The 26,083-nt window shown below is 40.5% G+C and carries 21 protein-coding genes; 6 read left to right on the forward strand and 15 right to left on the reverse strand.

Features of this window, described 5'->3' with window-relative positions; genetic code table 11:
• Positions 1–185 precede the first annotated feature (185 nt).
• Positions 186–2,129: an acetate--CoA ligase gene (gene acs / locus CAP51_RS08740; protein WP_087620343.1), complete on the reverse strand. Its 1,944-nt coding sequence runs from the start codon at positions 2,127–2,129 to the stop codon at positions 186–188.
• 391 nt (positions 2,130–2,520) lie between these two features.
• Here acs and CAP51_RS08750 point away from each other — a divergent pair, with 391 nt between their 5' ends.
• Together CAP51_RS08750 and CAP51_RS08755 are read left to right on the forward strand one after the other, a co-directional pair.
• A complete protein-coding gene (locus CAP51_RS08750; RefSeq protein WP_087620345.1) occupies positions 2,521–3,105 on the forward strand; it encodes a DUF805 domain-containing protein in 585 nt (194 codons plus the stop codon).
• A 187-nt stretch (positions 3,106–3,292) separates the two neighbouring features.
• The gene (locus CAP51_RS08755; RefSeq protein WP_245809112.1) at positions 3,293–4,279 is read left to right on the forward strand and encodes a mechanosensitive ion channel family protein; all 987 of its coding nucleotides are present in this window, start codon (positions 3,293–3,295) and stop codon (positions 4,277–4,279) included.
• Here CAP51_RS08755 and CAP51_RS08760 read toward each other — a convergent pair.
• Both CAP51_RS08760 and CAP51_RS08765 read right to left on the reverse strand, forming a co-directional pair.
• Positions 4,259–4,960 (reverse strand): 16S rRNA (uracil(1498)-N(3))-methyltransferase, encoded by a 702-nt coding sequence (locus CAP51_RS08760; RefSeq protein WP_087620346.1) that lies wholly within the window; start codon positions 4,958–4,960, stop codon positions 4,259–4,261. The genes CAP51_RS08755 and CAP51_RS08760 overlap by 21 nt on opposite strands.
• Positions 4,957–6,240 (reverse strand): 3-deoxy-D-manno-octulosonic acid transferase, encoded by a 1,284-nt coding sequence (locus CAP51_RS08765; RefSeq protein WP_087620347.1) that lies wholly within the window; start codon positions 6,238–6,240, stop codon positions 4,957–4,959. Before CAP51_RS08765 ends, CAP51_RS08760 begins: the two co-directional genes overlap by 4 nt.
• A 190-nt stretch (positions 6,241–6,430) precedes the next feature.
• On the opposite strand from CAP51_RS08765, the gene CAP51_RS08770 reads away from it, so the two are divergent.
• The gene (locus tag CAP51_RS08770; RefSeq protein ID WP_087620348.1) at positions 6,431–7,474 is read left to right on the forward strand and encodes a hypothetical protein; all 1,044 of its coding nucleotides are present in this window, start codon (positions 6,431–6,433) and stop codon (positions 7,472–7,474) included.
• Between the two features lie 173 nt (positions 7,475–7,647).
• Here CAP51_RS08770 and CAP51_RS08775 read toward each other — a convergent pair whose 3' ends face one another.
• Positions 7,648–7,857: a cold-shock protein gene (locus tag CAP51_RS08775; protein WP_087620349.1), complete on the reverse strand. Its 210-nt coding sequence runs from the start codon at positions 7,855–7,857 to the stop codon at positions 7,648–7,650.
• A 460-nt stretch (positions 7,858–8,317) separates the two neighbouring features.
• Between CAP51_RS08775 and CAP51_RS08780 the strand changes: the two genes are divergently transcribed.
• Positions 8,318–9,505 carry a DUF4268 domain-containing protein gene (locus CAP51_RS08780; RefSeq protein ID WP_087620446.1) on the forward strand — a complete coding sequence of 396 codons (1,188 nt, stop codon included), beginning with the start codon at positions 8,318–8,320 and terminating at the stop codon, positions 9,503–9,505.
• A gap of 81 nt (positions 9,506–9,586) precedes the next feature.
• On the opposite strand, the gene CAP51_RS08785 is transcribed toward CAP51_RS08780, so the two are convergent.
• The 3 genes from CAP51_RS08785 to prfB form a co-directional block, all read right to left on the reverse strand.
• The gene (locus CAP51_RS08785) at positions 9,587–10,636 is read right to left on the reverse strand and encodes an alkene reductase (protein WP_087620350.1); all 1,050 of its coding nucleotides are present in this window, start codon (positions 10,634–10,636) and stop codon (positions 9,587–9,589) included.
• A 19-nt stretch (positions 10,637–10,655) separates the two neighbouring features.
• Positions 10,656–10,955, reverse strand: coding sequence for an ArsR/SmtB family transcription factor (locus CAP51_RS08790; RefSeq protein WP_087620351.1), 300 nt, complete (start codon positions 10,953–10,955; stop codon positions 10,656–10,658).
• Between the two features lie 130 nt (positions 10,956–11,085).
• A protein-coding gene (gene prfB / locus CAP51_RS08795) for a peptide chain release factor 2 (protein WP_140404421.1) occupies positions 11,086–12,181 on the reverse strand; the annotation gives its coding sequence in 2 pieces (ribosomal slippage) (positions 11,086–12,108 and positions 12,110–12,181; 1,095 coding nt in all).
• Positions 12,182–12,499: 318 nt separating this feature from the next.
• On the opposite strand from prfB, the gene CAP51_RS08800 reads away from it, so the two are divergent.
• Together CAP51_RS08800 and CAP51_RS08805 are read left to right on the forward strand one after the other, a co-directional pair.
• Positions 12,500–13,279: a putative porin gene (locus tag CAP51_RS08800; RefSeq protein ID WP_087620353.1), complete on the forward strand. Its 780-nt coding sequence runs from the start codon at positions 12,500–12,502 to the stop codon at positions 13,277–13,279.
• A 159-nt stretch (positions 13,280–13,438) separates the two neighbouring features.
• Positions 13,439–14,203, forward strand: coding sequence for a putative porin (locus tag CAP51_RS08805; protein WP_087620354.1), 765 nt, complete (start codon positions 13,439–13,441; stop codon positions 14,201–14,203).
• 55 nt (positions 14,204–14,258) lie between these two features.
• Here CAP51_RS08805 and recJ read toward each other — a convergent pair whose 3' ends face one another.
• The 8 genes from recJ to aceE all read right to left on the reverse strand — a co-directional run bounded on the left by recJ (position 14,259) and on the right by aceE (position 25,859).
• Positions 14,259–15,968, reverse strand: a complete 1,710-nt coding sequence (gene recJ / locus CAP51_RS08810) for a single-stranded-DNA-specific exonuclease RecJ (RefSeq protein WP_087620355.1) — start codon at positions 15,966–15,968, stop codon at positions 14,259–14,261.
• 12 nt (positions 15,969–15,980) lie between these two features.
• Positions 15,981–16,637 carry a pyridoxamine 5'-phosphate oxidase gene (pdxH, locus tag CAP51_RS08815; RefSeq protein WP_087620356.1) on the reverse strand — a complete coding sequence of 219 codons (657 nt, stop codon included), beginning with the start codon at positions 16,635–16,637 and terminating at the stop codon, positions 15,981–15,983.
• A 12-nt stretch (positions 16,638–16,649) separates the two neighbouring features.
• Positions 16,650–17,993: a phosphoglucosamine mutase gene (glmM, locus tag CAP51_RS08820; protein WP_087620357.1), complete on the reverse strand. Its 1,344-nt coding sequence runs from the start codon at positions 17,991–17,993 to the stop codon at positions 16,650–16,652.
• Between the two features lie 109 nt (positions 17,994–18,102).
• Complete coding sequence (gene guaB / locus CAP51_RS08825; protein ID WP_087620358.1) at positions 18,103–19,569, reverse strand: IMP dehydrogenase; 1,467 nt, start codon at positions 19,567–19,569, stop codon at positions 18,103–18,105.
• A gap of 103 nt (positions 19,570–19,672) precedes the next feature.
• Positions 19,673–20,038 (reverse strand): YkgJ family cysteine cluster protein, encoded by a 366-nt coding sequence (locus CAP51_RS08830; protein WP_087620359.1) that lies wholly within the window; start codon positions 20,036–20,038, stop codon positions 19,673–19,675.
• A gap of 297 nt (positions 20,039–20,335) precedes the next feature.
• Complete coding sequence (locus CAP51_RS08835; RefSeq protein ID WP_087620360.1) at positions 20,336–21,133, reverse strand: oxygen-binding di-iron domain-containing protein; 798 nt, start codon at positions 21,131–21,133, stop codon at positions 20,336–20,338.
• A gap of 329 nt (positions 21,134–21,462) precedes the next feature.
• Positions 21,463–23,139 (reverse strand): 2-oxo acid dehydrogenase subunit E2, encoded by a 1,677-nt coding sequence (locus CAP51_RS08840; protein ID WP_087620361.1) that lies wholly within the window; start codon positions 23,137–23,139, stop codon positions 21,463–21,465.
• Between the two features lie 2 nt (positions 23,140–23,141).
• Positions 23,142–25,859 carry a pyruvate dehydrogenase (acetyl-transferring), homodimeric type gene (aceE, locus tag CAP51_RS08845; RefSeq protein ID WP_087620362.1) on the reverse strand — a complete coding sequence of 906 codons (2,718 nt, stop codon included), beginning with the start codon at positions 25,857–25,859 and terminating at the stop codon, positions 23,142–23,144.
• Positions 25,860–26,083: the final 224 nt, after the last annotated feature.

Raw genomic sequence — 26,083 nt, forward strand, 5'->3', positions numbered from 1 at the left:
AAGAAAAAATATTAGCAATTTATAAACAATATTCTCATTCTCAATAATCATTTTTTATAATAAGAAAAGTCGTTCGATATAAATCTATAAGAAACAAAAATACGTCATCATCAATAAATATGAACTGTGTTGCAAAGCAATGTGACTTTGCAACACCATATTTTTATTAACCTCAAGCAGATTAATCAGGATTTGCCCTGTACCGTAACAATCAATTGCTCAACCACTTGCGGTTCTGCCAGCGTTGACGTATCTCCTAAACTATCTAGTTCATTGGCAACGATTTTACGTAAAATACGTCGCATGATTTTGCCTGAGCGGGTCTTTGGCAATGCCGGTGCCCAATGCAACGCATCGGGGCTGGCAACCGGTCCAAGTACTTTACGTACCCATTGAATCAGTTCCTGACGTAATTCTTCACTTTCTTCAACACCAGCCTGTAAGGTCACAAATGTACAAATGCCCTGTCCTTTAATCTCGTGTGGCATGCCGACCACAGCAGCTTCGGCAACTTTTTCATGCAGTACCAGCGCACTTTCAATTTCGGCTGTTCCCAACCGATGCCCTGAGACATTTAAGACATCATCAACACGTCCGGTAATCCAGTAATATCCGTCTTCGTCCCGACGTGCACCATCTCCAGTAAAATAATTACCGGGGAAGGTCGAAAAATAAGCCTCGATAAAACGAGCATGATCCCCCCAAATATCACGCATCTGACCCGGCCATGAATCCTGAATGACCAGATTACCTTCGGTTGCACCTTCAAGTACTTGACCTTCACCATCAACCAGTGCTGGCTGAATCCCAAATAAAGGTTTGGTGGCAGAACCCGGTTTTAGATCGGTTGCACCGGGCAAAGGAGAAATTAAGATGCCGCCAGTTTCAGTTTGCCACCAAGTATCCACAATTGGACAACGTCCTTCACCAACAACTTCATAATACCAATTCCATGCTTCAGGATTAATCGGTTCACCAACAGTACCCAGCAAACGTAAACTACTTCGATCACTTTCCCGAACGTAGGCATCACCTTCACGCATCATGGCACGAATTGCTGTCGGTGCAGTATAAAGAATCGACACTTTATGTTTATCCACGACATGTCCCAAACGTGCCCAAGTTGGATATTGCGGAATACCTTCAAACATTAATGTGGTGGTACCATTGGCTAGCGGTCCATAGATCAAATAGGAATGTCCGGTAATCCAGCCAATGTCGGCTGTACACCAGTACACATCATCTTGTTTGATATCGAATACTTCCTTAAATGTACTGGCAGCATAGACCAGATAACCGCCAGTGGTATGCAATACACCTTTGGGCTTACCTGTGGAGCCTGAAGTATAGAGAATAAATAAGGGATCTTCGGCATTCATCGGCTCTGGCGGACAAATCCCATTGACTTCCATAATCACCAGGTGATACCACAGATCACGCCCCAGCTGCATATTAACTGTATTGGCATTGCGATAAACCACAATGACATTTTCCACACTTTCTGTACCGGGCAGGGATAGAGCCTGATCAACATTTTCTTTTAACGGTAAAAGCTTACCACCGCGCATGCTGGAGTCGGCAGTAATCACCAGTTTTGCTTGTGAATCTTCAATACGACTGGCCAGAGAATCTGGTGAAAAACCACCAAAGACAACGCAATGCACAGCACCAATCCGAGTACAGGCCAACATTGCCACTGCTGCCTCAGTCACCATTGGCATATATAGAACGACACGATCACCTTTTTGAATCCCATATTTCTTTAATACATTGGCAAAACGACAGACTTCATCATGTAATTCCTTAAACGAAACTATCTTGTGTCGTGATGGATGGTCACCTTCCCAGATAATTGCTGGTTTATGCGGATGTTCTTTTAGATGACGGTCCAGACAATTGGCCGAAACATTCAATTGGCCATCGGCAAACCATTCAATTTTAAAATTTTCCCGATCAAAACTGGTATTTTTGACTTGGCTAAAAGGTGTGATCCAATCGACTATTCGTGCTTGTTCAGTCCAAAATGCGTCTGGGTTCTCGATGGATTCACGATAACGCGCTTCATATTCGGGGCGTGTTGTACGTGCAGTTTCGGCAAATTTTTCAGGTACTGGATAAATGTCTTTCATAATGCTTATTCCTTAGCTTGACTTGGTATTTATCTCATCACGAGAACTCTCTCATTTTTTGCATGTCCATATCTTTCTTCTCTAGTAATACCGAGCTTTGAAAAGACAGACAATCATGCTTTGGTCTTATTATGATCAAACCATTTCGGCCATTTTTATGCAAGGAACGATAGCAAAATCAAACATTTTTTTCAGATCCACCCTTGAGACTGCAAATGCAACAATCTTCATAAAGTTTACATTTTATATCATCAAGTTAATGTATTTTCTGGTTATTATCGCTACAATTATTCAGATCATTGCTGATTTGCAATCGTTGTAATGATTGAATTGATCTGCTACACCAATAACAATTTTGTACTGATTAACTATAAATAGACAGGGTGATTTCATGCAAACAACCACACAAGTAACACCGCCGTTTCAAGACCTTATCGACAAACCGTTATCTCCCAATGGACGTTTTAACCGTTTGAGTTATCTTGGCTGGACTTTTCTTTACTCCATCGTAGTTACAGCCGTTATGGTCGCTTTCTCACTGATTACTGGTGGTGGAATGGCCATTTTCCTCAGCGCAACCAGTAATGCCAATGCATTGGAAAGTGCAGGTTTTGCTTCCTTCGGTATTTTTTATATCGGTTTAATCATTATCGGGATTCTTTCTCTTTATTTTGCATTTGTATTTGCGATCCGTCGCTTACATGATGTCAATGTCACAGGTTGGGTCAGTCTTTTACTCTTGATTCCGGTGGTCAATGTCATCTTATATCTGTTCCTGATTTTTGTACCGGGCACCAAAGGTCCCAACCGCTTTGGTCCGATACGTCCGTCCAAAAGCTGGGAAGTTGCACTAGGCTGGATTTATGTGGCCTTTATTATTCTGGGTATCCTGTTTTATGGTGCCATCTTTGGTGTGTTGATGAATCAATTTGATCCTGCAACGATTCCTGGCCCAGATTCACTCAATACCGTCTAATAAAACACGCTTCGTTCTCATTATAAATATCTCGTCAGACCAGCTTTTGTTTGAAGCTGGTTTGTATGATCGCTTTTGATACAAAATTATGACGAGGCAATGAAAATTTACAGCAAATAAACAACTTATCTTTTAAAAAAAATTCGGGCACAATATCCCTTTATCGTTGACTGAATTAGGCAAATTGATAGTGAGTAACCAGACAACTGAACATTTAAAAGATGTCACAACTCAAACCACACAGTTTTTGCAGGAAGCTGGACAAAAAACCACTGCATCGGTGATCGAACAATCACAAAAATACAGTGATGCCTATATGACCATGAATAAAATCATTGAAGGATTCTGGGAGCGTGTCCCTTATCTCATTATTGGTTTTGTGGTTTTTCTGATTTTTTGGTTACTGGCAAAAGTTTTTAAAATCTTTATTGGCAAAGCCTTGCTCAATCGTTCCTATACCAGACAAAATTTGGTGCTAGTACTTAATCGTGTCGGCAGTACCTTTATTCTATTTTTTGGTTTTTTAATTGCTCTAGTCATCATCATTCCCGGTTTTTCACCTGGACAACTGATCAGCGCATTGGGGATTGGTTCGGTTGCAATTGGTTTTGCCTTTAAAGATATTTTTCAAAATTTATTATCCGGTGTATTAATCCTGCTGGGAGAGCCATTCCGTATCGGTGATACCATTGTGGTGAATAGCATGGAAGGTACCGTTGAAGATATCCAAATCCGGGCAACTTTTTTACGTTCCGCTGATGGCCGCCGGATTGTGATTCCCAATGCGACCGTTTATACCAGTGCCATTATTGTCAATACCGCGTACCAGCGCCGCCGCTGTGAATTTGTGGTCGGTATCGGCTATGAAGATAACATCGAAAAAGCTACAGATGTGATCAGGAAAGTGCTTGACCACAATCGTAACGTATTATCAGAACCTGCCTTTACCATACAAGTAACCACACTAGCGGATTTCTCGGTGAATATTACAGTACAGTGGTGGATTGATATTGGCTGTACCAGCACAGGTAATTCCATCAGTGAAATTCAAACTGCGGTGAAAAATACGTTTGATCAGGAAGGTATTTCAATTCCCTATCCCATTCAGGATGTCAATATTGTCAAAGTTCCTACAAAAGTAGAAGATCATCCATCAACTGAAAAGTCTGGCTAAAATTGTAGCGACGGCTGTTTCTGTTCTTAAAATCCGGTTGCCTAAACTCATGCTTTGGCAACCATTTTTTTGCATTAAATCAATTTCATAAGGAATAAAACCACCTTCGGGTCCGATCACCACCTGACAAGGCTGATTAAATGCCATCGGCATGCGCTGTTCGGAATAAGGATGACCGACAAATGTTGGCCGATCTTTACTCCAGATCGCCAACCGATCTTCAACAAAAGGTTTAAAGCGCTTTTCCAGCACAATCTCTGGAGTAAACACATCACCTGCTTGCTCTAGTCCCAATTGTACATATTCATCAAGTTTTGTCAGGAAAGGCGTTTGCCAATAACTCTTATCCACACGATAACTGTGGATAAGTACTAACTTGTCCACACCCAAGCTCACACTGTCCATCACCAAACGGCGTAATACTTTGGGTCGGGGTAAGGCAACAATCAAAGTCACTGGGAATTTGGCAGGTACAGGCTGCTGAACAAGAGGTTTTATTCTGACTTCTTTTTCTGTTATTTCAACAACTTCAGTTAAATATCTCGCCTGATTTAATAGCCCAACTTTGAGCTGATCGCCAACCTGTACATTTAAATATTGCTTTAAATGTGCCAATTGACGGGGATCATGAATCTGCCAGTATTCATCATTGTGCTGGGCTGGAAGCAAGATAATATTCATTGTGCTAAAAATCGGTCAATGAGAGAAATATGCCGAGCTACGGCACCTTGATTGGCAGTTAAAATCTGTTGGGCCTGTTGATTCATCTCTTGTCGTTGTGCCTGATTATCCAGTAAATCCAGTAAAGTCTGTGCAGCATCATTCGCATTCTGAACGATTTCAACTGCTCCATGTTGTACAAACTCATCGACAATATTCTGAAAATTAAAATAGTTTTTCCCCAGAACTGTGACAACATTTAAAGCGATGGGTTCCAGAATATTATGCCCCCCACCCGGTTCATTCAATGAACCGCCGACATAAGCCACCTGTGCCAAAGCATACCATAACCATAATTCTCCCATCGAATCGGCAAGATAGACCTGTGTATCCACTGTAATTGCCTGTCCCAAACTACGTCGTTGCCCGATTAAAGCAAGTTTCTGAATTGACTGAAAAACCTCATCAAATCGTTCCGGATGACGCGGCACGACAATACATAAAAGATTTTTATCCTTTGATAATGTAGGTGCCAACGCCGCTAGAATTTGTTGTTCTTCTGGCGCATGTGTACTGGCCAGCACCATAATTTTTCGTTGTTGTAATTGCCAGTCTTGTCGCAACTGGCTGGCTTGCTGAACAAAATGTTCAGGTGCAGTAATATCAAATTTCACATTACCCACCACACTCATTTCTTTTTGGGATTTCCCCAGATGATGAAATCGATCAAAAGTTGCCTGATCCTGTGCCGCAATCCAATTCAGTTGCTGCAACATCGGAACAGTTAAACGCCGAAATCTGGCGTACCCTTTGGCAGATTTTTCCGATAACCTGGCATTCAATAACAATTGTGGAATGCCCTGTTGATGTACACATTCGAGTAAATTTGGCCAAAGTTCGGTTTCCATCAGCAGTAAAATACGCGGTTGATTGAGTTGAATAAACACTTCAATCAATGCTTTCTGATCAATGGGTAAGAATACTGCCTGAAATAAATCTGGATATTTTTTTGCAAATAGAGATTTCGCTCGTGCCTGTCCTGTCCTTGTGGTATTCGTGACCAGAACAGCTTGGCCTTGTTTTAAATAATGCTCAATCAAGGGCTGTGCCGCATTGGTTTCACCCACAGAAACCGCATGAAACCAGAGGGTATTTTTATTTTTAACGGGCTGGAAATGCCCAAACCGCTCATCAATTTCCTGTTGATAATCAGGCAAATGACCAAAGCGTTGTTTTACACGCAAACGATATAAAGGTTTGATCAGGGTCAATAAAAAATTGTACCAAAGCGGAGAAGACAAGGCAGATACCTGTTTATTTTTACTATAAAAAAGTATAACACATGGTCAGTTTAGGCAAATATCTTCAGAGATAGAATAAAGCCACACCAATTAATTTTAAATAAATCACATTTATATAAATAATTTGCATATTTTGTCACAAAAATATAAGATTCCTCCACAATAAAATCTTATTTAAGGAAAATAGATTATGATCAACAAAACGGCTTTAAAAACTTTATCATTTTCAATCATTACAGCTTTAATGCTAAGTGCATGTGGGGGAAGTGGTTCCAACAACAGTAATGACTCTACATCTACCAATACGGAAAATACTGACAATAGTAATAATTCATCAGGTAATAATAACTCTAATACTAATACTGGTGGTTCTACCGATTCAGAAATAACAAATGCATTGAGCTTTCCTTTTTCAGAGTTTGATATTCAACCAGCTTATGTTGGTAAAAAATACATTTATTCTATTTTAGAAAATCAATGGTTTTTAGCAAATAGTCTTCTATCAAGTAAAGCTGACACTATTTTTCAACAAATAGGAGCTCTCCCTGTTACATGGTGGGGAGAATACGAATATATTTTAACAAAAGATAAATTATATCAAGCGAAAGATGGCCTTCATTCATATTCTGTGATTAAAAATAGCAATCCAACCCTTACGCTTAGTTATGGTAATAGTGATCAGGATTTAACACAAACAATTACCTATAAAACAATTGATTTATCAAATAAAAAAGTCGTAACTCCCGAAGTCATCAACGAATTGTTTTATACTTTTGACGATTCTACGCTTAATGATTCAGGTTTTATAAAACTTAAACAGGATTTCTCTCAGCTTGGTAATACTTTTGCAGATAAAGCAATTTGCTATCAATATCTTACGCATAAATTTAGTCAAGATACCTTAAGTTTTGACGGTGACTCAACGGTCGGCCAAACCTATAATCAATGGATAGAAAAACAAAAAAATGCGGATTCAAACATCGTTGAAGAAAAATGGGCTACATATAATGTCGCATATCTTGCAGATGCCAAGGGCAATTATCAATATGGATATCAAGATATTGTTGTAGAGATCAATGGTACTTTATATTATGCAGAATTAGATACTCCTGAACTATATGAATATGAAGAAGATTATGATGCCCAGGAATTCAAAGCAGGTATTTGCTCAAGTTATAATGAATCAGCAGCTCAAACGCTAAAAACAGCTATCCAATCTTTACCTAAAAACTAATTTTAACAAGAAACAAAAAGGTCAATATTGACCTTTTTTAAATAGCATCGATAAATAACTTTCTTGATAAAAATAAAAAACCGATTCCTGCAATACAGAAATCGGTTTTTAAAAGCGGCTTAATCGAACTCTATTGAAGTCAGATCAAGAAAATGCTTTTTATTAGTAACACATTAAAGTGCAACAATATTTACTGCATTTGGGCCTTTTTGACCTTGAGCAATACTAAATGACACTTGTTGACCTTCAAACAGGGTTTTAAAACCAGAGTTTGAAATTTCGCTAAAATGGGCAAACACATCTGGACCAGATTCTTGTTGAATAAAACCGAAACCTTTCGCTTCGTTAAACCATTTTACTGTACCGTTAATTGTATTAGACATACTATATCCTATTGGGTTTTTAATAATGTTTAGCCATTTTTTTGATGGCTAGATATAACTTTGAAAATAATAAAGAATTGTGCTTAAGATCTAAAAAACGAAGGATTATGACTAAAACTGCGATACTAATAGAAGATTTACTAAACAAGTCTTTTTTTCTAGTTAAGTTCATCGTACATGAAATAAATAAATATTCAAGTTATTTATATATATTATTTATTTTTCTTATAAAAAGCATGAGACTAAGATTGATTATTAAATTACACTCACACTGAGAAATGGTGACTTAGTTTGCTTTCATCGATAGAAAGTACATACTATCTTTCTTTATAGTACGGGACCCAAGTTTATAAAAATTATTTTGCATAATATGCTGATTCATATTTTTATCGCATCAAATTACAAAAGTATTTAGACTAATCTTAGTCAATTAGGCGATATGCATTTAGACAGAGGGAATATGAGTTTATTCACTGTAAATACAGATAAAAAAATATTAATGCCACTTGGAGGAACAAAACTAAGTGAACAACAATTAACCGAACGTTATGATTTGCAAGAATGGTTAGTCAGTCATCCTCAAGCGTTGGGAGAAGAGCTTTTGATTATTCAAAAAGAATTTTCTGGATTTGACGGTACAGGAGAACGATTAGATTTATTAGCATTAGATACACAAGGCAGATTAGTTCTTATTGAAAATAAAAGAGATGAGAGTGGTCGTGATGCTGTTTGGCAGGCTATAAAATATGCTTCTTATGTTGCCCCTTTTACTGTTGATGATATTGAAGATGTTTTTGCAAAATACTTACTTAAATATAAGCCTAAATATATAGAGCTTGATGATAATGCATATGATTTAGATCAGGTAAAGCATACAGCAAAGTTAATTATTAAAAAATTTCTTGAGGAAAATCAAGAAATAGGTACAGAAATAACAACTCTTAATTTAGGGAAAAGCCAACGTATAATTTTAGTAGCAGGTGAGTTTAGAAGAGAAGTTACAAGCACTGCGTTGTGGTTAATTGAGCGTGGTATTGATGTTAAATGTGTCAAAGTCTCACCATATATACTCCATGAACAGCTATTAGTTCAAATTCAGCAAATTATTCCTGTTCCAGAAGCTTCTGAATATATGGTTCGCTTAAACCGTAAAGATGCTGAGGAAGTATCAGTCAAAATCAAACGAGCAGATAAAACTGATATTAGATATCAATACTGGGAACTATTATTAAAGTATTTTTCTAAATTTAATAATAGCTTATATAACAACATTAGCCCTAAAAGTGATCATTGGCTCAATACTGGTTCAGGTATTTCTGGATGCGTATATACATTACTCTTTTTACAAAAAGAGCTGAGAGTTGAATTTGCTATGGGGCGTTCAAATGCAGAAGAAAATAAACTGCTATTCGACTTTTTTAACCATCATAAGCAGCAAATTGAAACATCATTTGGACAACCTCTAGAGTGGTTACGTTTAGATGATAAAAAGTCTTCACGTATTCAATTATCAATAGCTGTAGATGGATATGATCATAAATCTTGGGAACAATATATAAAATGGCATTTACAATATATAGAAAATTTAGAAAAGGCACTTAAGCCATTAATTGGCGAAGCTTATAAGGCATTAAACAGAGCCTATTAATATAAAATATTTATAAAAATTATTAAATTAGAACAGTGAAAAACCAATCCTATACTAGAATTGGTTTTCTATCAGCAATTATTATAGCGTTGGATAATCGGTATAACCTTCTACACCATCTGCATACAATGTTTCAGGGTTAAGCTCATTGAGTGGCGCATTTTTTACCAAGCGATCTAGTAGATCCGGATTGGCAATATATACTTTACCAAACGATACAGCATCGGCTTTACCTTCTGCCAGAATTTTCTTGGCAGTTTCAGGTGTCAGATTTTCATTGGCAATCCAGACACCAGAGAATTTCGGACGTAAATATGGACTTAAACTGTCATCTGCCTGATATTCACGTGCAAAAATAAAAGCAATATGACGCTGGCTTAATTGTTCTACCACATAACCAAATGTTCCACGTGGATCATCATCGCCCATATCATGTGCATCTCTACGCGGTGCTAAATGCACACCGACACGCTCTGCGCCCCAAACCTCAATAAATGCATCCACGACTTGTAGCAATAATCTGGCACGATTTTCAACCGGACCACCATATTCATCTTCACGATGATTGGTTTTTGTTTGTAAAAATTGATCGATTAAATAACCATTGGCTGCATGTAACTCTACACCATCAAACCCGGCTTCTTTGGCCAATACTGCGGCATGCTTATAGTCTGCAACGATTGCCTGAATCTCATCAATGCTTAATGCACGTGGCGTAACATATTCACGTTTTGGTCGCAACAAACTAACATAACCAGCAGCTTTGATTGCACTGGCAGAAACAGGTGTTGCGCCATCCAGAAGCTCAGGATCAGAGATACGTCCGACATGCCAAAGCTGGACAAAAATTTTGGCATCTTGTTGATGTACAGCATCTACCACTTTTTTCCAGCCTTCTACTTGCTGCTGATTATATAATCCAGGGGTTTTGGCATAACCCACGGCAGATGGACTAATCACGGTAGCCTCGGTCAGGATTAATCCTGCATTGGCACGTTGCTGATAATATTCAACATTTAAATCATTTGGCACACGAATATCACCCGATCTGGAACGAGTCAAAGGCGCCAGCACCAAACGATTTTTAAGGATAAGATCACCCAGTTTTAATGAATCCAATAATTCAGCCATCACAACCTCTTTACCCTATTTAAAGAGTATCTTTTAACACATCCAAGTATTGCTGAATCAAGGCTTCATTACGGGAGAAATACGACCACTGCCCATGTTTTTGTACAGTAATCAAACCAGCTTGTTGTAATACCGAAAGATGATTAGACATGGTTGATTGGGACAGTTGCCCCAGTTTTTCAATCTGTCCGGCACAGACACCTTTTGCAAATCCATCACATTCATCGGCAGATAAAAACTGCTCTGGTGATTTTAACCATTGCAGAATTTGCCGCCGCATAGGATTGGCTAAAGCCTTAAAAATCGCATCTGTATCCATAAGTTTCTGGCACACATTTAAATAAAGAAGCCTTATTCAACGTTCATCATCAATATATCGTATTTTTTCGATATTTAAATCTATTTTTTACGATATACAAACAATCAAATTGAATAAGCCTTCGATTAAATTACAAACCCTGTTTTAAACTGGCTTCGATAAATTTATCAAGATCGCCATCCAAAACAGCTTTGGTATTGGAGGTTTCTACATTGGTACGTAAATCTTTAATACGCGAATCGTCCAGTACATAAGAACGAATCTGGCTGCCCCAGCCAATATCCGACTTGGAATCTTCCAGTGCCTGTGCTGCCTCATTCCGTTTTTGCATTTCCAATTCATACAATTTTGCACGCAACTGTTTCCATGCTGTATCACGGTTGGCATGTTGTGAGCGCTGGTTCTGGCAAGCCACCACAATACCTGTCGGCATATGGGTTAAACGTACCGCAGAATCGGTTTTGTTAATATGCTGACCACCTGCACCCGAAGCACGATAGGTATCAGTACGGACATCAGACGGATTGATGTCAATTTCAATATTGTCATCGATTTCAGGTGAAACGAACACCGCAGCAAATGAAGTATGGCGGTTGTTATTACTATCAAAGGGTGATTTTCGTACCAGACGATGTACCCCTGATTCGGTACGTAACCAGCCAAAGGCAAACTCACCATCAACCCGAATCGTCGCAGATTTAATACCGGCCACGTCCCCATCCGAGACTTCCATCAATTCGCCTTTAAAACCATGGCGTTCAATCCAGCGTAAATACATACGCAATAGCATAGATGCCCAGTCTTGTGCCTCTGTCCCACCCGATCCGGACTGAATCTCCAAAAAGCATGGATTAGGGTCCATCGGATTATTAAACATACGATGGAATTCGAGTTTGGCCAATGCTTCTTCAGCAGTGTCCAGTTCCGACGTCACATCTTCAAGCAGACTTTCCTCGTCTGCCTCAACTGCCAGATCCAGCATCGCCTGTGCATCTATCAATTGCTCGGCAAGCTGATCCAGCACACCTATACTGTTTTCCAATGCACCCTTTTCTTTAGCAATGGCTTGCGCACGTGCTTGATCATTCCAGATGGCTGGATCTTCCAGTTCTCTTAAAACTTCTTCAAGACGTTCTTTTTTAAGATCGTAGTCAAAGATACCCCCGAAGTGTTTCACCCCGATCAGATAAATCTTTTAGACGTAATACAAAAGGATTAATTTCCATAATTCACACAATAACATTTTAAAAGTTGCCTAGTTTAACATAGCTTTTAAATGTAAATTTTCAATGTCAAGAAATAATTTTAAATTACACTTTTGCCTGTTTTTTGTGCTAAATTTATTCCCCGTACACTTGCACACATAACGTAAATAAAAATTACACTAATATTTCAATATACTTTTCATATGGTTAATTGTCCAATCTTCACAAGAACCACACAGTTTAACAGTGCAGTTACCAACTGCATTTGACGTAGAGAATTTTTCAACTAGACTGAAATTGTAACAAAAAATTTGATATCTCTTCTTTGGAGGAATGATGATGAAAAAATTAACACTTGCTACAGCACTTATTGCGACGACAGCATCTTTTGTGGCTCTCAATGCCAATGCGTATCAAGCGGAAGTTGGGGGTAATTATAGCTATCTGGATCCAGATCGTGGAGACAGTATCAGCCAATTTGGTGTCAATGGTAAATATTACTTTGAACCAGTACAAACCAAGGATTCTCCACTTGCCGAAGCCGCATTTCTAAATCGTTCTAGTAACGTAAATGCTGCGATTGATTACGGTGATAATGACGGCACTAAAAACTCTCAATATGGCGTAGGTGCAGAGTATTTTGTTCCAAACTCTGACTTCTATATTGGCGGTAATATCTCACGTAGTGAATATAAAATAGATCGTGCCAATATTGATACAAAAACCACGCATTACAATGCAGAAGTAGGTTATTTACCAGCACCGGGACTTCTAGTTGCTGTAGGTGCACAAGGCTATGACACCAAACATGGCGGCGATGGCGTTGATCCAACCTTACGGGCTAAATATGTTACCAACATAGGTGGTAATGATATTAATGTTGAAGCACGTGGTGTCTTTGGTGATGATGAAAACAAACAGTACTATATCGGTGGCGACTATTACTTTGACAAAACTTTAAGTTTTGGTGCCGACTATAGTAAAGACAAATCTGTTGATCAGGATCAATGGGGCATTAAAGCCAAGAAATTCATCAATACTAATTTAAGTGTTGATGGCCGTCTAGGCTTTGGTGATGACTACAATACCTACACTGTAGGTGCAAACTACCGCTTCTAGTCCTCGTAACAGATCAGTACTGATCCAAAAAATGCCCTCATATAGGGCATTTTTTCATATCTATATAAGATAAAATGCTATTGACGGGTGCATTTTTTTCATTAAACTGTCACATGTAACAAAATATTTACATTTTTTAAATTACGTGGGGACATTTCCATGAAAAAATTGAGTCTAGCTACAGCGATTTTCGCATCTGTTGTTGCAATGGGTGCTAATGCTTATCAAGCAGAAGTTGGCGGCACAATCAACTATATCGATCCAGATCATGCTGATTCTGCAACTGGTTTTGCAATTGATGGTACTTACTACTTTAATCCAGTACAAGTAAAAAATGCGCCGTTAAATGAAGCAGCATTTTTAAATCGTGCTAGCAATGTAAATGGCGCAGTAAGCTATGCAGATAATGATGGTTATAAAGTAACTACTTACGGTATAGGCGCTGAATATTTCGTACCAAATACTGATTTCTATGTTGCTGGCAACATTGCCCGTACCACAGAGAAAGAAGATGGTTTCAAAGACTGGGATACAACAACATATAAAGCAGAAGTAGGTTATTTACCTGTTGCCAATTTATTAATTGCGGTTGGTGTTGTGGGTTATGATGATGATTATAGCGATGATGTGGACCCAACTTTACGCGCTAAATATGTGACTCAGTTGAGTGGCTATGATGTGAATTTTGAAGCGGCAACAAGTTTTGGTGACACAGATTATTATAATCTAGGTGCAGACTTATACCTTGATAAAACTTTAAGTGTTGGTGTTGCTTATAGCGGTAGCAACGACGATTTAATCGATGAAGATGTATTCACTTTACGTGCTAAGAAATTCTTTACCCAAGAATTTAGTGTAGAAGCGAATGCAGGCTTTGGTGACGACTACAATATTTACGGTATTCGTGCTGCTTATCGCTTCTAATTTGATGCAATATCAAATTTAAATAAATCGCTCTTTTTAGGGCGATTTTTTTATATCAAAATTCAAGATTTTTCAAATAAAGTATTCGCATTTGTAAATGAGTTTGTCCCCGAAATTCGTTTTTTTCCAGACTAAACGCTAGATATACCTTTTCACCGATTGGTGTTTGAACTTTCTCTCGAAAATTAAAACCAATCGCATCCAATAAACGACCATCATCGAGCTTTAACTTGAGTTTTAAATGCTGTTCCTTGAGCCATTGAAACTCATTGACATTAAAAACACCTTCAAAAACTGGTGCTTCAAAGCCTTGTCCCCAGGGACCGAGCTGTTCTAACTGTGCAAGAAAATCCAGGCTAAAATCCTTAACGTGTAAAGCACCATCTGTCCAGAGTCTAGCGGTAAAAACATCAGGATGATGCTGTGCAATGAAAGCAGTAAAATGGCTTTTAAACTCATCAAAATATTGCTGTTGGATGGTTAAGCCTGCGGCTGCGGCATGTCCACCAAAAAACTTGACCAAATGTGGATGCTGCTGTGCCACTGCCTCAATGCTATCGCGAATATGAATACCTTCAATGGAACGGGCAGATCCTTTTAAATGCTGTCCATCTTCATCGAGTGCAAAGACAATACTGGGTCGATGATAATGTTCTTTTAAACGACCCGCGACAATACCAATCACACCCTGATGCCATTCTGGTTCGAATAAAACCAGTGCTTCTGGAATCTGAGCTTGTTCAAGCTGTAGTTCGGTCAAATATTCAAATGCCTGCTCACGCATGCTTTGCTCAACCTGTCGCCGTTCAACATTCAATCGATCCAGTTGATAGGCAATCGGATAAGCCGTTGTTAAATCGGGTGCCAATAAACATTCAATGCCGATTTGCATACTGTCCATACGCCCTGCGGCATTGATGCGTGGTCCGAGTACAAAGCCAAAATCCTGAGCCTGCAATTGTGCCGGATTTTTTCCTGCAATCTCAAGCAATGCCAAAATACCCGCACGGCATTGTCCACGGCGAATTCTTTCCAGCCCTGCCTGTACCAGAATGCGATTATTAAAATCCAGTTTTGCAACATCTGCCACTGTACCCAGCGCAACCAAGTCCAAATATTGACTTAGTTTGGTCGTGGTTTTGCCCTGTTGCTGCCGTATGGTGGCTAGACGAGCTAGAACATAAAAGGCTACACCGACACCCGCCAGTGATTTGCTGGCAAAATTACACCCCAATTGATTGGGATTGACCACGGCTTCTGCTGGTGGAGTGGCTTTGGTGGTTAAATGGTGATCGGTGATAATGACCTGCATACCCAAGGCATGGCATGTTTCTACACCGGCATGACTGGAAATGCCATTATCCACCGTGATCAGTAAATCGGGTTGATAACGCTGATAGGCAAGTTCTGCAATTGCTGGCGTTAAGCCATAACCATATTTAAAACGATCCGGCACAATATAGTCGACTTGTGCGCCCATATCCCGCAATGCCAGTATCATCAGTGCAGTACTGGTTGCACCATCAGCATCGTAATCGCCAACAATTAAAATCTGTTTACGTTCATCAATCGCCTGATCAATGCGAGCTACTGCCTTTTGTAGCCCCAATAAATCAGGGCTTAACAAGGATTTTAGCTGCAATGCCAATTGATCGGCGGCGACATTACGTGCCGATAAAATCCTTGCCAGCGTATCCGATTGTAAATAGGCAAATTGTTCGAGCGGCTGTTGTAATGGTCGCTGCTGTAAAAGCATAGAAGTCATCAAAATATTAGATCAAGGCATCAAACGTTGAATGATCCACTGACCATTTTGTTGTGTATAGCTAATGCGGTCATGTAAACGATTCGGACGACCTTGCCAGAATTCATAATAGTCCGGGATCAAACGATAGCCACCCCAAAAATCCGGTTTGGGTAAAGGATGGGTATGTTGAAGTTGTGCAAAGATTGCATCAAAACGTTGCTGTAATGCTTCACGGTTTTCAATCACACCACTTTGCGGGGTACTGACATGCGCTGCGATCTGACTGTCATGCGGTCGTTTATGATAATAATCAGTCGATTCTTCCAGCGAAATTTTTTCAACCCGTCCAGAAATACGCACCTGTTGTTCCAGACCTGCCCAGTAAAACAATAATTGTGCCTGTGGATTCTGTGCCAAGTCATGACCTTTTAAACTGTCGTAATTGGTATAAAAGTCATAACCCTGTTCGGTGGCACCACGCAGTAATAAGGTACGCACATGCGGCACCCCTGCTGCACTGGCAGTCGCGACCGACATGGCATAGGGTTCTGGTAAATTGGTGGTTAATGCCACATTAAACCAGTTTAAAAACTGTGTATGAGGATGTGTCGCAATCTGATCTTCATGCAGTTCGGCACGTTGATAATTTAATCGTAATTCACTTAAATCTTTGATGACATCACTCATGGTTTTATCCTTTTATTCTTCAGAAATTACAGCACTTTGGCGGATCACACTGGCAAGATGTTTTGCCAGCTTCTGTACTTCTTCAAACTGGTCACCTTCTACCATCACCCGGATCACAGGCTCTGTACCGGATTTACGAATCAGCAAACGTCCACGACCTTTCAACTGCTGTTCTGCTTTGGCAAATTCGTCAACCAGTAAGGCATCTGCATAGGGGTCGATCATATGTTCCAGTCGAACATTTTCAAGCACTTGGGGAAATAGTTTAAAATCTGCCACCAGTTCATCCAGCGCCAGTTGTTTTTCCACCATTACCCGTAGCACCTGTAACGCAGAAATGATGGCATCCCCTGTGGTACTTTTATCCAGTGTCAAAATATGCCCAGAAGGTTCGCCACCAATCAACCAACCATTCTCTTCCAGAGCTTGTAATACATAACGATCACCGACTTTGGCACGAACAAAAGGTACATCTGCTTGCGCCAGCGCAAGCTCTAATGCCATATTGGTCATTAAAGTCCCTGCAATGCCGGCAGGTTTCTTTCGAGCTTTGGTGGCAAGGATATACAAGATATGGTCGCCATCAATCAATTTGCCATGTTTATCGACTAACACCACGCGATCTGCATCACCATCAAAGGCAATACCAAGATCGGCTTGATGTCTGATCACGGCTTTTTGTAAATTTTCAGGATGGGTTGAGCCACATCCGTCATTAATATTAAGACCATTTGGCGTATCAAAAATCGTAATGACTTTTGCCCCCAATTCACGAAAAACCGCAGGACCAACGTTATAAGCTGCGCCATTGGCACAATCCACAACAATGGTATAGTCCTGTAAATTTAAATGATAGGGAAAAGTGGATTTACAAAATTCAATATAACGTCCCTGTGCATCATCAACCCTAAAACTTTTACCGAGTTGGTCAGGTTCATGAATAACAATATCTTTTTCTAATTCGGCATTAATCGCTTCTTGTAATTCATCAGGTAATTTTTTCCCTTCATTGGAGAAAAACTTGATGCCATTATCGAAATACGGATTGTGTGAAGCGGAAATCACAATCCCGGCATTGGCATGTAAGGCACGGGTTAAGTGTGCGATTGCAGGTGTTGGCAACGGCCCAAGTAAATGCACATAGACACCGGCAGAATTCAAACCTGCCTGTAAAGCCGATTCCAGAATATAACCAGATAGACGGGTATCTTTACCTAAAACCACAATTGGCTTTTTCTTGGGATAGACACGTTTTAATACACTACCCGCAGCAAATCCCAGTTTGAGGGCAAATTCTGGCGTGATGGGTTTCTGTCCAAATTTTCCGCGAATACCATCGGTACCAAAATAACTCATATCATGCTCTCTATCAGATTAATTTTATTATCCACAAACTTTAATTCTACAATAAAAAACAGCCATCCATCATGGACAGCTGTTGATTTATTTTATGCTTTAGTTGCCATTAGCCTACACGATAATTTGGTGCTTCTTTGGTAATGGTCACATCATGTACATGAGACTCTTTCATACCCGCAGCAGTAATTTTAACAAACTGGGTATTTTTACGCATGGCTTCGATATCAGCAGAACCGGTATAGCCCATGGAAGAACGCAAGCCACCAATCATTTGATGCACGATATTACCCATTGGTCCTTTATACGGTACACGACCTTCAATTCCTTCCGGTACCAGTTTTTCCACGCCAGCTTTGGCATCTTGGAAATAACGGTCAGATGAACCTGTAGTCCCCGACATCGCACCTAATGAACCCATACCACGATACGCTTTATAATAACGACCTTGGAAAAATTCTACTTCGCCCGGTGCTTCTTCAGTACCCGCCATTAAGGAACCAACCATAATGGTACTTGCACCGGCAGCAATGGCTTTTGCCATATCACCAGAATAACGAATACCACCATCTGCGATTAAAGGAATCTGCTCTTTTAAGGCATTGGCAACATTATCAATTGCAGAAATTTGTGGAACACCAATCCCTGCAACAATACGTGTGGTACAGATCGAACCCGGGCCAATACCGACTTTAACAGCATCGGCACCGGCATCAAGCAATGCCAACGCAGCATCACCTGTTGCAATATTTCCACCAATGACCTGAACTTGTGGGAAGTTTTGTTTAACCCAGCGTACACGTTCAATCACACCGGCAGAATGTCCATGTGCAGTATCCACCACGACCACATCGGCACCTGCTTCAACAAGCGCTTCAACACGTGCAGGGGTTTCTGTCCCGGTACCAACTGCGGCGCCAACACGTAAACGACCTAATTCGTCTTTACAGGAATTTGGATAAAGCTCGGCTTTACGAAAGTCTGTGACAGTGATCAAACCTTTTAAATTTTGCTGATCATCCACCACCAGTACTTTCTCAATACGGTGTTTTTGCAATAAGGCCTGAATATTTTCTTTCGATTCGCCTTCTTTCACTGTCACCAAACGCTCTTGTGGTGTCATCACGTTGCGAACTGGTTGTTCCAGATTGGTCACAAAGCGTGTATCACGACCTGTCACAATCCCGACCACTTTGCCATGTTCAACCACTGGCACACCACTAATATTATTGGCCTTGGTGATTTCAATCAGTTCACGCACCGATGTTTGCGGTGAAACCGTAATTGGATCTTTGACCATTCCGGCTTCAAATTTTTTCACGCGGCGCACTTCGGCAGCCTGTGCAGCAATATCCATATTTTTATGTAAAATACCGATACCGCCATTTTGCGCCATGGCAATCGCCATACGTGATTCAGTCACGGTGTCCATGGCTGCTGAAACTAAAGGAATATTAAGTTGAATGCCACGAGTCAGGCGTGTCTTTAAGGAGACATCTTTTGGAAGAACTGTAGAATAGGCAGGGAGTAACAAGACATCATCGAAGGTCAACGCTTCTTGAACGATGGTCAGCATAACAATCTCACTGGTAATTTCCGTGCGCTATTATAAACAAATTTCACACTAAATTTCATTTTTTCTTGCGGTTATTTTCAGAAATATCAAAAAAACGGAAAAGCTAACCGACTCGATCAAAATCATAGTACTCCTCATTGTCAGGTTCTGTGATTTGTATCACAGGTATCAGACCATAAGCTGATCTCGCTTTGGCACATTGTTGATCTCCAATCTGGACTTCACGACAACTGGAACTACGAACACTATAAATCGAACATTGCACTTGCTGTCCAATTTCTCCCTGTAAGGCGATACATCTAGGCTGTTTTTGATTGGTGCCTTTCATACAGGAATAAACAGGCGTTAGTTGCTCCTGAAAATCTTCAGGAATGGCTTCGCCTTCCACCCAGTAAAAGGACACTCTAAAAAATGCACAGCAGGCACCACAATACAGACAATGGTCTGCATCTGCTTTTTGGGTCAACATGAGGAATACCGTTTTTTCTTGTTTTGGCGGCAGAATTTTAGAAAAACGCCTTCCGACTTGCAATATTGTTCTATATGATTTTTCTGATATCAGAACAGTAAATTGATGAGATTTTTTGATCAATTGACACAAGAATATTAACCATGACTGACCGATGTATCTACCCGGATCAGTCATCTTGTTTTCATGCCATGAAAGATAGAAAGGTCTATAGCAATTTCATGCAAAAATAGAATTCAAAATTCTTTATTTTTAGCTTAAGTTTGATCAGTTTATAATCACCAATCCTTATACTTGCTAATTTGGACAACGATAGGAATTCTGATTAAACAGATCAATGCCGCATTCCAGTCGCTCAATCCAGTTTAGAAACTCATTGATCATGTCTTTGCCAATAAAAGGTGTGCCATGCTGCGGCACAATCATTTCAATATCCATTTCCCGTACCATATTAACCCAGAATCGGATCACCCGATTTGAACACATGTAGCGTTGATGAAAGGCACGCATTTTGTGCGTATGCGCTTCAAAATCGGTAATCGGTGCATTGGCATCCGATACAATTGATGCGCCCATATCACCGGAAAATAGAATCTTGGCAATTGGATCATAAAACTGGAAATTACCCACCGAATGTAAAAAATGAGCAGGCACAGCCTTAATCACACTATCACCCAAGTGAATAATGCCACCTTCATCCGGTAATTCAATCAGACGCTCCAACCAGCCGCCCTGAATACGATCACTGGTGAATGCTGAGTTTAAATGCGGTAAAAATCGTGCCCATAATTTGGAAGAAACAACTTTTGCCTGCGTATAAACCAGCCATCTTGGCATAGAAGTAATAATGTCCGGATCCTGATGTGAGGCAATCACATAATCCAGCTCACTAAGCCGTACATATTTACTTAATTCCAGTGTCAACGGGGTGTAAGTTAAATCGCCACCTGGATCAAGCACTGCTGCATGTTTATCATGAATAATCAGAAACTGATTCGCCTGTACGCCCTCACCTTTAACCAAACTGGTAAAAGCAATACATTTATGTTGCCCATCATCATATAAGATTTGAGAGGTCGTACGATCCAAAGCCATAAGAATGCAGATAAGTTATTGATAATGAAATTAACATAAGGTGATTTACAAACAGATACAATGCTTGTTTTCTGGATATGTTAATTGTATCACAAATTAAAAAAATCCTAGTATTTCAGTAAGATATTGGCATTTTTTATTTATATTTAGGAATCAATCATCTACCCGATTCGATTAGTCAGTAAAACGATTAATCTAAAAAAGTGATTTAAAAAACCAATCACCTCTCCACTGTATAAAAGTGTGAAAATTCATCTACCTGCACAAAAAGAAATGCGTCGACTTCTACTCAGGAAATCGACGCATTAAAAAATTTTAAAGCAGGGCTGTTAAAGCAAAATATTACGAATATCTTTTAATAACAGGGTGAGTTTGCGGGTAAAACGTGCCGCATCTGCACCATTAATCACACGATGGTCATAGGATAAAGACAATGGCAAAATCAACCGTGGTTCAAAATCCTTACCATTCCATACAGGTTGCATGGTTGCAGGTGATAAACCCAAAATCGCAACTTGTGGCCAGTTTACCAGTGGTGTAAAGGCTGTGCCACCAATACTACCCAGACTGGTAATGGTAAAGTTTGCACCTTGTAAATCTTTCGGTGAAAGTTTTTTATCACGCGCTTTCTGGCTGAGTTCACCCAGCTCCTGTGCAATTTGCTTAATCGATTTCTGATCAGGATTGCGCAGTACTGGTACAGTTAAACCATCGGGTGTGGCCACTGCAATACCCATATGAATTTCATTACGTAGCAACACGGATTTTTGATCATCAGCAAGATGCCCAGCAAAGTAAGGTTCTTCTTTTAACAGATAAGCGGTTGCCTTGGCGATAAATGCCAGAATGGTTAAACCAATCCCCTGTTTTTTAAAGCCTTCTTTTAGCTCACCACGCCATGCCTCAAGTGCAGTAATATCTGCCAGATCAAACTGGGTCACTTGTGGAATAAAGTTATTTAAGGAAAGCTGTGGCACAGATACTTGCTGTAAGCGTGTCATGGCTTTGACTTCGCCACCACCATAGCTAGAAAAATCCGGTAATGGTGGTAAGCCAGAAGCAACAGGCGCAGCCGCCTGTTTTGCAGCCGGTTGGCTTAAACGTGTCTTCACGTAAGCAAAGACATCATCTTTTAGGATTCGACCATGTTCACCAGATGCCTTGACTTCTGCGAGTAGTACACCGAGTTCCCGTGCCAACTGACGTACCGCAGGGCCGGCATAAACTTTGGCATTGGCAGCCTGTTGTTCATCGGTTAGTTTCGCAGTATCCGTAGAACTTGGCGTCGCAGGCTTTTCAGTGCTTGTCACCGGATCAGCTTTAACCGCCACTGGTTTTTCTGCGGCTGGCGCTGTCGGTTTTTCGGCAACAGTTGACTTTTCGACAACAGCAGGCTTGGCAGGCGCAGCACCTGCTGTTTTAACGGTTAACAGCAATGTGCCTTCTTTAACCATATCACCTGCTTTTACAGCAATAGACGTCACTTCACCAGCAACAGTGCTTGGAATTTCCACTGTCGCTTTATCGGATTCCGCCACAACAACACTATCATCAACTGCAATCTGATCGCCGACCTGTACCAAAATTTCAGCAATTGCTGCTTTTTCCACACCGATATCAGGAACTTTTAATTCGACTTCCTGCGTTTCACCCGTGGTTTGTGGCTGTTCTGCCGATTCGGTTTTTTTCTGTGCTGCATCAGCTTCCGCTGCTGATTCAACAGGTTCCGAGCTTTGCTCGGCTGATGAATCTGTCGCTTTCTCTTGCTCGGCATTTGATGCTTCTGAGTCAAGCTCAATCAATACCGTACCTTCAGTCACATCATCGCCCTGTTTAACCAGAATGGCTTTCACCACCCCAGCCGCAGTACTTGGTACTTCTACCGAAGCCTTATCCGATTCAAGTAGGACAATGCTGTCATTTTCCTGAATCGTATCGCCCACACTCACCAAAATTTCTGCAACGACTGCCTTATCTACACCAATATCAGGAGTTGTAATTTGCATGATTATTTCTCCTCCGAAGCATTCGGTTCGATATATTCTGCAACAGCCTGAACTTCGGCATGTGCTTGCGGTTTCCATGGTGATGGACGGTCAATATCAATTTCAAGACTAGAAATCGCATCTTTAACCAGACGGTTTTCTACCTCACCCTCATCAGCAAGTTTTTTCAACGTCGCCACCACAATATGCGCAGCATCTACTTCAAAATAACTTCTTAAATTTTCCCGAGTATCGGAACGGCCATAACCATCTGTCCCGAGTGCCACAAAAGGACGTCCTTCAGGTAAATAAGCACGAATCTGTTCACTGTACAAACGGATATGATCGGTTGCAGATACTACAATCCCCTCATAAGGACGAAGCTGTTGTGATACCCAGCTTTCTCTGGTTTCTTCACTCACTGGATGCTTGCGGTTATATTCTTCACATGCCATACCATCACGTGCCAGTTCGTTAAAGCTGGTCACGCTCCAGACATTGGCATGAATTTGATATTCATCACGCAGAATCTGTGCGGCCTTGATCACTTCACGCAAAATTACGCCAGAGCCCAACAGTTGAACCGTAGCTTTATCATCCTTCTCAAGCAAATACATGCCTTTACGGATACCTTCTTCCACACCTTGCGGCATTTCCGGATGGGCATAATTTTCATTCATCAGGGTCAAATAATAGAACACACGTTCCTGCTCGACATACATGCGTTTTAAACCATCATGTACGATCACTGCAAGCTCATAACCAAAACATGGATCATAAGCCACACAGTTTGGAATAGTACTTGCCAGAATATGCGAATGACCATCCTGATGTTGTAACCCTTCACCGTTAAGTGTGGTACGTCCCGCTGTGGCACCGAGTAAGAACCCTTGAGCCTGTGCATCACCTGCTGCCCAGGCAATATCACCGATCCGCTGGAAACCAAACATCGAGTAATACATATACATCGGAATCATCGGCAGGTTATTGGTCGAATAACTGCTACCCAATGCCGCCCAAGCACTCATTGCTCCGGCTTCATTGATCCCTTCTTGCAACATATGACCATCTTTGGCTTCACGATAATTCATGAGCTGTTCATTGTCTTCCGGAGTGTATTTTTGCCCGTGTGCTGCATAGATCCCCAATTGACGGAACATGCCTTCCAGACCAAAAGTACGTGCTTCATCAGGTACAATCGGTACCACATGATTTTTTAACTCTTTTTCTTTTAATAAGGCAGAAATCAAACGTACCATCACCATGGTGGTAGATTGTTCTTTACCATTGCTACCACTTAATACCGCGTCAAATACTGAAAGTTCCGGAATCGGTAAAGAAACGCTTTCTTTACGACGTGCTGGCAAATACCCTCCCAAAGACTCGCGACGACCTTTGAGATATTTCATTTCAGGTGAATTTTCGCTTGGGCGATAGAATGGTAATTCTTCCAGTTGTTCATCAGAAAACGGTAAATTAAAACGGTTACGCACATACTTAAGTGAGTCAATATGCATTTTCTTGATTTGATGCGTTTTATTGACTGCTTCGATCTCATCAGACAAACCATAGCCTTTTACTGTTTTTGCCAGAATCACAGTGGGTTGACCATTACTCTTGGTTGCTTCGGCATAAGCAGCATAGACCTTATACGGGTCATGACCACCACGATTTAAGGCATCAATGTCATCATCACTTAGATGCTTGACCAATTCTGCTGATTCCGGATATTTACCAAAGAAATGCTCTCTGGCATAACCGCCACCTTTTACCTGATAGCGTTGATAATCCCCATCTACCGCTTCTTCCATACGGGCTTTTAATGCACCCGATTTATCTTGGGCCAAAAGTGGATCCCAATGACGGCCCCAGACCACTTTAATCACACGCCAGCCAGCACCACGGAACAATGACTCAAGTTCCTGAATAATCTTACCGTTACCCCGTACAGGTCCATCCAGACGCTGTAAGTTACAGTTTACCACCCAGATCAGATTATCCAGTTTTTCACGACCCGCCAGCGAAATTGCACCCAGACTTTCAGGTTCATCCATTTCGCCATCACCCAGATACGCCCAGATTTTACGGTCTTCTTCTTTAATCAACCCACGGTTCATTAAATATTTTTGAATATGTGCCTGATAGATCGACATGATCGGTCCAAGCCCCATCGACACCGTTGGGAATTGCCAGTAATCAGGCATTAAATACGGATGCGGATAACTCGGTAAGCCATTACCATTCACTTCACGGCGAAAATTAGCCAGTTGTTCATCTGTCAAACGGCCTTCCAGATAGGAACGTGCATAAATCCCCGGTGCACAGTGACCTTGATAATAAATCATGTCGCCGCCAAAATTCTCATTGGCAGCACGGAAGAAGTGATTAAAACCAACATCATACAATGTGGCTGAGGAAGCAAAACTTGCCAAATGACCACCTAGATCATCACCGGTTTTGTTGGCACGCAATACCATGGCCAATGCATTCCAGCGAATCAAGGCACGAATACGGCGCTCCATATCCTGATCGCCCGGCATTGCAGGTTCTTCATCAACCGAAATGGTATTGAGATAGGGGGTATTTAATCGTTGAATCGGTAAATGTTTTGCAATCGCACGTTGATAAAGCACTTGCAATAAGAACGCTGCCCGTTCCGATCCCATATGTTCGATCACAGAATCGAAAGCTTCTTGCCATTCTTGAGTTTCTAACGCATCTGTGTCGCCATAAAAAGCCATATTTTCACCTATCTCTTATCCAGTCCCTGAATTTTACATATCTAAATCAAAAAGTGTTAGATATGAAAATGAATACAGAATAAAGCCTATATTTATTAAAAAAATGGCAAAAGCCTATATTTTACAAAACACAACAAAAAAAGTGCTTATTTGCTTATTTATTATACATAATCCATCATTGGAATTTATATTAATTCCCTATATCTACTAAGACTTATAATAAT

The sequence above is a fragment of the Acinetobacter populi genome (genome assembly GCF_002174125.1).
Classification (GTDB): Bacteria; Pseudomonadota; Gammaproteobacteria; order Pseudomonadales; family Moraxellaceae; genus Acinetobacter; species Acinetobacter populi.